The 7,107-nt window shown below is 70.6% G+C and carries 7 protein-coding genes; 4 read left to right on the top strand and 3 right to left on the bottom strand.

Annotation, left to right across the window (positions count from 1 at the left end; genetic code table 11):
* Positions 1-344: 344 nt before the first annotated feature.
* Positions 345-1,820 carry an MFS transporter gene (locus G5C62_RS11130; RefSeq protein ID WP_206330586.1) on the bottom strand — a complete coding sequence of 492 codons (1,476 nt, stop codon included), beginning with the start codon at positions 1,818-1,820 and terminating at the stop codon, positions 345-347.
* Between the two features lie 430 nt (positions 1,821-2,250).
* Here G5C62_RS11130 and G5C62_RS11125 point away from each other — a divergent pair, with 430 nt between their 5' ends.
* Positions 2,251-2,691 (top strand): nuclear transport factor 2 family protein, encoded by a 441-nt coding sequence (locus G5C62_RS11125; protein WP_164701002.1) that lies wholly within the window; start codon positions 2,251-2,253, stop codon positions 2,689-2,691.
* A gap of 391 nt (positions 2,692-3,082) precedes the next feature.
* Entirely contained in the window at positions 3,083-3,382 is a 300-nt protein-coding gene (locus G5C62_RS28055) for a hypothetical protein (RefSeq protein ID WP_036335564.1), read from the top strand.
* Positions 3,383-3,525: 143 nt separating this feature from the next.
* Here the strand turns inward: G5C62_RS28055 and G5C62_RS28050 are convergent, their stop codons facing one another.
* Positions 3,526-3,972, bottom strand: a complete 447-nt coding sequence (locus tag G5C62_RS28050) for a hypothetical protein (protein ID WP_241175828.1) — start codon at positions 3,970-3,972, stop codon at positions 3,526-3,528.
* Positions 3,973-4,395: 423 nt separating this feature from the next.
* Between G5C62_RS28050 and G5C62_RS11110 the strand changes: the two genes are divergently transcribed.
* The gene (locus G5C62_RS11110; protein WP_036335527.1) at positions 4,396-5,163 is read left to right on the top strand and encodes an SDR family oxidoreductase; all 768 of its coding nucleotides are present in this window, start codon (positions 4,396-4,398) and stop codon (positions 5,161-5,163) included.
* Between the two features lie 197 nt (positions 5,164-5,360).
* Positions 5,361-5,840 carry an ANTAR domain-containing protein gene (locus G5C62_RS29010; protein WP_346774119.1) on the top strand — a complete coding sequence of 160 codons (480 nt, stop codon included), beginning with the start codon at positions 5,361-5,363 and terminating at the stop codon, positions 5,838-5,840.
* Between the two features lie 152 nt (positions 5,841-5,992).
* Here G5C62_RS29010 and G5C62_RS11100 read toward each other — a convergent pair whose 3' ends face one another.
* Entirely contained in the window at positions 5,993-7,009 is a 1,017-nt protein-coding gene (locus tag G5C62_RS11100; RefSeq protein WP_164701001.1) for an aldo/keto reductase, read from the bottom strand.
* Positions 7,010-7,107 lie beyond the last annotated feature (98 nt).

Genomic DNA, 7,107 nt, shown 5'->3' with positions numbered 1-7,107 from the left:
GCGGTGCAGCCGGTCCGGACCCGAGGACCAGGGAACCCCTGATGGTCGCCGCGTGGCAGGACGTGTCCGTCCAGGCAGTGACACACCACGCCACAGCAGTTGCGGAGCGGCGGGCGAGTGGTCATGGATCCGGGCGGGCTCCTACGTGGGCGCCTGGGACTGTCCGGCCAGCAGGTGCAGAAGGTCGGTGTGACGTCACCGTCGATGGCTGCGCCCGCCGGAGCGCCTCCGACGTGCGGTACCGCTTCGTAGTCGACGCCGTCGCCTTCGGCCGAGTCGCACCCGAGCACAGAAGGGGCCGGGCACGTGAGGTGCCCGGCCCCGTCCTGCTCTTCGAGGTCAGCTCACTCGACGGGGACGGCGACCCTGAGACGATCCGCCGGCTCCGGGGCGTCCTGCCGCTGCGCAGCGGTCCGGCGAGCCGAGGTCGCCCCGGGCAGGATCGCGGCGAACACGACCACCAGGGCCACGACCAGCATGCCCGCGGCGCCGGTCAAGCCGATCCGGGCGACGTCGGTGGTCCGCTCGACGGCGGCGGCGTCGTCCGGGACCCCCGCGGTGAGGGCGACCAGCACGGCCAGGCCGAGCGACAGGCCGAGCTGCTGCGCCATGGAGATCAGCCCGGAGGCAGCGCCGGCATCCGAACTGGTCACCCCGTGGATGCCGAAGTCGGTCATCGGGGCCAGCGCCAGGCCCTGCCCGATGCCGATGAGGGCCATGGGGACCGCCATGCCGATCCAGAACGATGTGTCGGCGTCCAACGTGCTGAGCCAGGCCATGCCGGCCAAGGTCGAGAGGATGCCCAGTGCCAAGGTGGTGAAGGCGCCGATCCTCCGCATCACCGGGGTCACCGCCATGGCCACGGCGAAGTTGACCACCGTCATCGGCAGGAACCCGAGCCCGGCCTGGAGGGCGTTCCAGCCGAGGACGACCTGGAAGAACTGCGTCGTGTAGTAGAAGAAGCCCATGAAGGCGCCCATGAACAGCAGGCGCACGGCGTAGGAGCCGGAGCGCACGCCGCTGGCGAACAGCCGCAGCGGCACGATCGGCTGGGCGGCACGCCGTTCGAGGACGACGAAGACCGTCAGCAGGACGAGGCCGGCGACCAGGGAGCCGACGGTCCGTGCGGACTCCCACCCGACCAGGCTCGACTCGATGATGCCGAAGGTCAGTGCAGCGGTGCCGAGCGTGGAGGTCACGGCGCCGGGCACGTCGAACCGGCCCGGCGTGCGAGGCAGCTCGGGGATGAAGCGCAGGGTGAGGAACAGCATGAGCAGGCCGATGGGCAGGTTGAGGAAGAAGCCGGCGCGCCACGAGACGAGCTCGACCGCCGCGCCCCCCACCACCAGGCCGACGCTTGCGCCGATGCCGGCGACTGCGGCGTAGAGCGCGACCGCGCGGGAGCGCTCGCGCCCCTCGTCGAACGTCGCTGTGAGCAGTGCCAGGGAGGTGGGAGCGACGATCGCCGAACCGACACCCTGGAGCGCCCGCGCTGCGATCATCGACGGTGCGTCCCACGCAAGACCGACCAGCATGGACGCGACGGTGAAGATCACCAGGCCGATGACGAACAGCCGGCGGCGGCCCAGGATGTCGGCCGCGCGTGCGGCCAGCAGGAGCAGGCCACCGAACGTCAGGGTGTATGCGTCCTGCACCCAGGCGAGACCGGCGTCGGAGAAGCCCATCGTGCTCTGGATGACCGGCAGGCCGGTGAAGATGATCGAGTTGTCCAGGATCACCATGAAGAAGCTGATCAGGATGATCGACAGGATCGCCGTCTTGTGCACAGGCGGAGTGCCGGTGCGGAGCGGTGCAGACACGGAAGTCCTTCGTGGTCGTGATGGTGGGGGAAGGCCCCGGGAGGGTGGCCGGGGTCCCGGTACGGGCTCCGGGCCCCGGAGCGCGTCGCTGTCGCGGCGGTCGCCCCTCGCTCACCGGAACGCTGGCGATGGCCTCGGCCCACAGCAAGAGAACAGCCTCTGTCCGCCCGGCGGCAGGGTCTGGCGTTCCAGGCAGTGGCAGGGCCTGCCTGCGGCCGCCGAGGCGACCTACCTTGGATTTCGCAGGGCCGAGCAGACGCCCCGCTCCGCGCCTGCCACCGCACAGGCCGAACCGGTGCCCGGTCATGCCGCGCTACGGCGCGGCTGCTGCCTGGGCTCTCGCGCGGAGGCGTGCGGACACAGCCGCGCACCGCGGTGAGGACCGCAGTGTCAGCCCGGGATCGGGCCGATCACAGAGAGCAGGAAGACCATGTCGTTGGAGATCCTCGAGGCCAAGGTCGCACTCAGGGAGCTGGTGGACGCCTTCGCCAACCTGGCGGACGAGAAGCGGATCGCAGATCAGATGCCGCTGTTCACCCCGGACACCAAGGTGCGGGTCTACATGGGCGAGACGTTGCTGTTCGACATCTCAGGCACCCAGCAGCTGGAGGAGACGTTCACCGGCTTCACCGCCAACGTCAAGTGCTCCTTCCACATGAACGGCCAGCAGGATGTCGAGATCGACGGCGACTCCGCGCGTGGCATCGCCTACTGCCAGGTCAAGCTGGTCAGCGAGGAGGACGGCCAGGAGTTCGTCACCGACAGCAGCATCCGCTACGACGACGAGTACGTGCGCCAGGAGGGCCGATGGATGATCAAGACCCGGATCTCGCACTTCTCGATCAACGACAAGCGACCGCTGCAGAGCTGAGCACGCTGCCAGTGGAGTGGCGCCGCCGGGCCAGCCCCGGGCGCGCCACTCCAGTGGCCGTGCCCGAGCGGTCGCCGTTGGCGAGGTCGAGGTCATCGCTGCCGACGCAGCCGGGTGCTGATGTCCGACGTCCGGTACCGCTCTGTGATCGACAACTCGACCCTGACATGACCTCGACGGCGATGGAGCTGGGCAGGTCATCCGGCTCCATCGCCGGCGTCTGGGCCACCTGGAGGAAGAGTTCAGCATGACCGAGCAGCGATGGAGGGCCGCGGTCGCCGGGGCAGTCGGTGTCGTGGCCATTGCGGGGTGTGCCGCTGGCGGCGAGACGTCGTCGGACGGGCGGTCCGCCGCGTCGACGAGTGCCACACAGGACGAAAGCCAGGAGAACGTGGAGTCGAGATACCAGGACGGCGCCTATTCCGCCGACGGGTGGTACGGCAGCCTGCCTTCCTCCATCGGGGTCGAGCTGACCCTCGAGGACGACGTGATCACCGACGTCGGCGTCACCACGCATGCCACCGACCCGACCTCGCTGGACTACCAGCAGCGGTTCGCGGACGCGGTCCCCGAGGTCGTGATCGGCCGGCCGATCGACGAGGTGCGGGTGTCCGAGCTGGCAGGTTCGAGTGGGACCCCCGACGGCTTCAACGACGCCCTCGACCGGATCAAGAACGAGGCCTCGCGCTGAGCTCAGCGACGGACACCGAGGGGCGGTCGCGCTGGTCCTTCCACGGGATCGGCACCCGCTGGGAGGTCGTGACCTCCGAACCGCTCGCCCAGGATGTCCGTGATCACGTGCTGGAGCGGGTCGAGCGGTTCAACGCCGTCTGGTCACGCTTCCGCCCCGACTCGGTGGTCGCGGAGATCGCCGCGGCCGAGAACGGTGGTGTCTTCGCGTTCCCGGCCGAGGCGGTGACGCTGTTCGAGCTGTTCGACCGGCTGTCCGCGGCGACTGACGGCGCCGTGGACCCGCTGGTCGGGCGGCAGTTGGAGCTGCTCGGCTACGACTCCGCGTACTCGCTCATGCCGGCGCCCGAGGACCTCCGGCGACAAGCCGTGCACCAGCGGCCGACCTGGGCGGCCGACGTCGTTCGGGAGGGAGGCACGCTGGTCACGCGCCGTCCGCTCGTGGTCGACGTCGGTGCCGCGGGCAAGGGTCTCCTCGTGGACCTGATCGCGGTCCTGCTCGAGGCGACCGGCGCGGCCGAGTTCGTCATCGACGCGAGTGGCGACCTCCGACACCGTGGTGCGAGCGCGGTGCGGGTCGGCCTGGAGCACCCGCTCGACCCTCGATCGGTCATCGGTGTCGTGGAGCTGCAGAACGGCTCGTTTGTGCGCGTCTGCCACGAACCGGCGGGCCTGGGGCGACGGGCTGCACCACGTGCTCGACGCCCGGACAGGGGAGCCGGTGAAGGGCGTGCTGGCCACCTGGGCCCTCGCCGCCGACGCGGCCACCGCCGACGGCCTCGCGACAGCGCTGTTCAGCACGGACCCCCGGCGACTGGGGCAGAGCTTCCGGTTTTCCCACGTCCGTCTGTTCGCCGACGGACGGGCCGAGAGGTCGGCCCGATTCCCGGGCGAGCTGTTCACCCGACCCGCTCCACCGGACAGCCGATGACGACTGGACCCCGAGCTGCTCGCCGAGCCGTCGGCCCTCGTGCGCGCTGATCCAACACCGTCCCCAACCGAAGGAGTCACCCCATGACCGAGACCCCCACGTCCGTGCTCGTCGTCGGAGCGACCGGCGGCATCGGCCGCCGAGTCGTCGCCGCCGCCGAGCGACACGGTCTCGACGTCCGTGCCCTGGTCCGCGACCCGCACCGGGCCGAGCGGACCCTGCCCGGCACGCAGCTGGTCCGCGGCGACCTGGAGCAGCCGGCGACGCTGACCGCTGCCCTGCAGGGCGTCGACGCGATCGTGTTCACGCACGGCGGCAACGGCAATCCGGATGCTGCACGGCGCATCGACTACGGTGGCGTCGCCAACGTCCTGCACGCGCTCGACGGCCGGACGCCCCGGCTCGCGCTCATGACCTCGATCGGCGTGAGCCGCCGCGGCGCCTACGGTGGCAGCACGGGCCAGCTGCTGGACTGGAAGCGTCGCTCCGAGCGGCTCGTCCGGGCCAGCGGGGCCCCCTACACGATCATCCGCCCCGGTTGGTTCGACAACGTGGGCCCGGGCGACGAGCTGCTGGTCCTGGAGCAGACCGACACGGGCAACGGCGGCATCGGCCGCGACCAGCTGGCCGAGGTGCTCGTCCGCAGCCTGCTCACCGAGACGGCGGTCGGCCGGACGTTCGAGCTCTTCGCCGAGCGGGGTCCGGCGCCGTCTGACTGGTCCGGTCTGTTCGCCGCTCTGGCTGCTGACCCGAGCGGTGGCCTCGACGCGGTCGGCGACCCGTCGAGCCTGCCCTCGGTCGCCGAGGAGCCCGACGTCGTCCAGCAGGACCTGGGGCGCCTGGGGCACTGACCGCACCCCGTCGCTCGCGCAGTTGCTCCTCTACTGGCCAGCAGGTGCCACGCAGAGATTCCTCACCGCAGGCAGGTAGGGCGCCGTGGTCAGGGGCTGCCTGCACATCGTCCTCTGTGCCGACGAGGCGCCGGCCCGGGAGACGAAGCGGCTGTCGGGTAGGTGGCGTGGTCGAGCACGTGGCGGTCCAGCCGTAGGTGGGTCGGTGCCTGATCCAGGGCGGGGTCCCGGCCGTGGGCCAGTTCTGGTGGCTGGTTGGTCGTGGCAGCACTGACGTCGAGCAGCCAGCCGATGGGCGTGGTGCTGACGGTGACCTGAACCGGAGTGTTGCCGTGGCGGAGACCGTTGGACGCCGGCTCTTCGACTACCGGCTTCCCTCTCGGGGCAGACTGCCATCTGTCACGCCTTCCGGGCCGGCCGGCCGGCCCGTCTCGGAAGGGTCAGCGTTCGTGGCAGGACGTCGGGAGGAGCTGCGCCGGGAGCGTTCCGGTCGGTCATCGAGCGGGCCAAGGCCATCCCAACGCCACGAGATCACCGTGGACCAGGCTTTCCGGCTGCTGGCCGAGGCATCCCGGCGCACCAACAGGAAGCTCCGGGATCTCGCCGAGAACCTGGAGCTCACCGGTGAGCTCTGGCCCGCCCGGCCGGGTGTGGAGCAGGTTCCGGCCGATGCCTGAGACCGGCGACGTGGGGTGGTCCGCCCAGGGCCTCGATCACCCAACGGTGGAGGCACCACTGCGATGGGGAAGCCGTGACCCAGCCGACCGACCGTCCCGATCACCTGCCCTACGACCTGGCCTGCGCCCCGCCGCCCAAGGCCGGACCGTGGTCAGCGCCGTCGTACCGCGGGACTGAGCTCGTGGGTGCCGTAGCTGTTGTCGTCGGGGTTGACGGTCACTCCGGGGACGACGAGCTCGTCGATGCGGTCCAGGACGTCGGTGGACAGCGTGATGTCCGCGGCGGGGAGGTAGGACTCGAGCTGCTCCATCGTGCGCGGCCCGACGATCGCCGAGGTGACGCCAGGGTGGTTCATCACGAAGGCGATCGCCATCTCGATGAGCGTGATGCCGGTCTGCTCGGCGAGCTGGGCGAGTTCCTCGACGATGTCCAGCTTGCGCTGGTTGGCGGGGCTGCTCATGTCGAACCGGGCGCTGGGCCGGGCAGTCGAGGTCGGCGTCCCGGCGGCGTCCTTGCGCCACCGGCCCGACAGCCAGCCGCCCGCGAGCGGGCTGTAGGTGAGGGTGCCCATGCCGTACCGCTGGGTCGTGGGAAGGACGTCCTCCTCGATGCCGCGCACCAGGATCGAGTACGGCGGCTGCTCGGTGACGAACCGCTCCAGGTGCCGCTCACGGGAGGCCCACTGCGCCTCCACGATCTGGGAGGCGGAGTAGGACGAGGAGCCGATGTAGCGGACCTTGCCGGCCCGGACGAGGTCGGTGAGCGCGCCGAGGGTCTCCTCGACGTCGGTGTCGGGGCTGGGCCGGTGCACCTGGTAGAGGTCGATGTGGTCGGTGCCCAGCCGCCGCAGCGAGTTCTCGACCTCGCTGATGATCCACCGCCGGGAGCCGCCGCGGTGGTTGGGGTCCTCGCTCATCGGCATGAAGAACTTCGTGGCCAGGACGACGTCGTCACGACGGCCGCGCAGCGCCTCGCCGACGATCTCCTCGGACACGCCACCGGAGTACACATCGGCGGTGTCGACGAAGTTGATGCCGGCGTCCAGCGCGCGGTGGATGATCCGGATGGAGTCGGCGCGATCGTCGTTGCCCCACGGGCCGAACATCATCGCCCCGAGGCACAGGGGGCTGACCTGGACGCCGGTGCGGCCGAGTGGGCGGTACTGCATGAGTTGGCTCCTTCTTCTGGTGAGTGAGACGGGTGACGGCCCCCCGGCACGGGTGGATTTGTGCCGGTGCTACGCGGGATGAGGTCAGGGCCCGATGT

The sequence above is a fragment of the Modestobacter sp. KNN46-3 genome, assembly GCF_011039295.1.
Note: the sequence above shows the minus strand (reverse complement) of the source record. Positions and strands in the feature narration are given on the sequence as shown.

Excerpts from the sequence above, each read along its gene's own strand:
- G5C62_RS11125 (WP_164701002.1), top strand. The coding sequence starts at position 2,251 with ATGTCGTTGGAGATCCTCGAGGCCAAGGTCGCACTCAGGGAGCTGGTG.
- G5C62_RS11110 (WP_036335527.1), top strand. The coding sequence starts at position 4,396 with ATGACCGAGACCCCCACGTCCGTGCTCGTCGTCGGAGCGACCGGCGGC.
- G5C62_RS11100 (WP_164701001.1), bottom strand. The coding sequence starts at position 7,009 with ATGCAGTACCGCCCACTCGGCCGCACCGGCGTCCAGGTCAGCCCCCTG.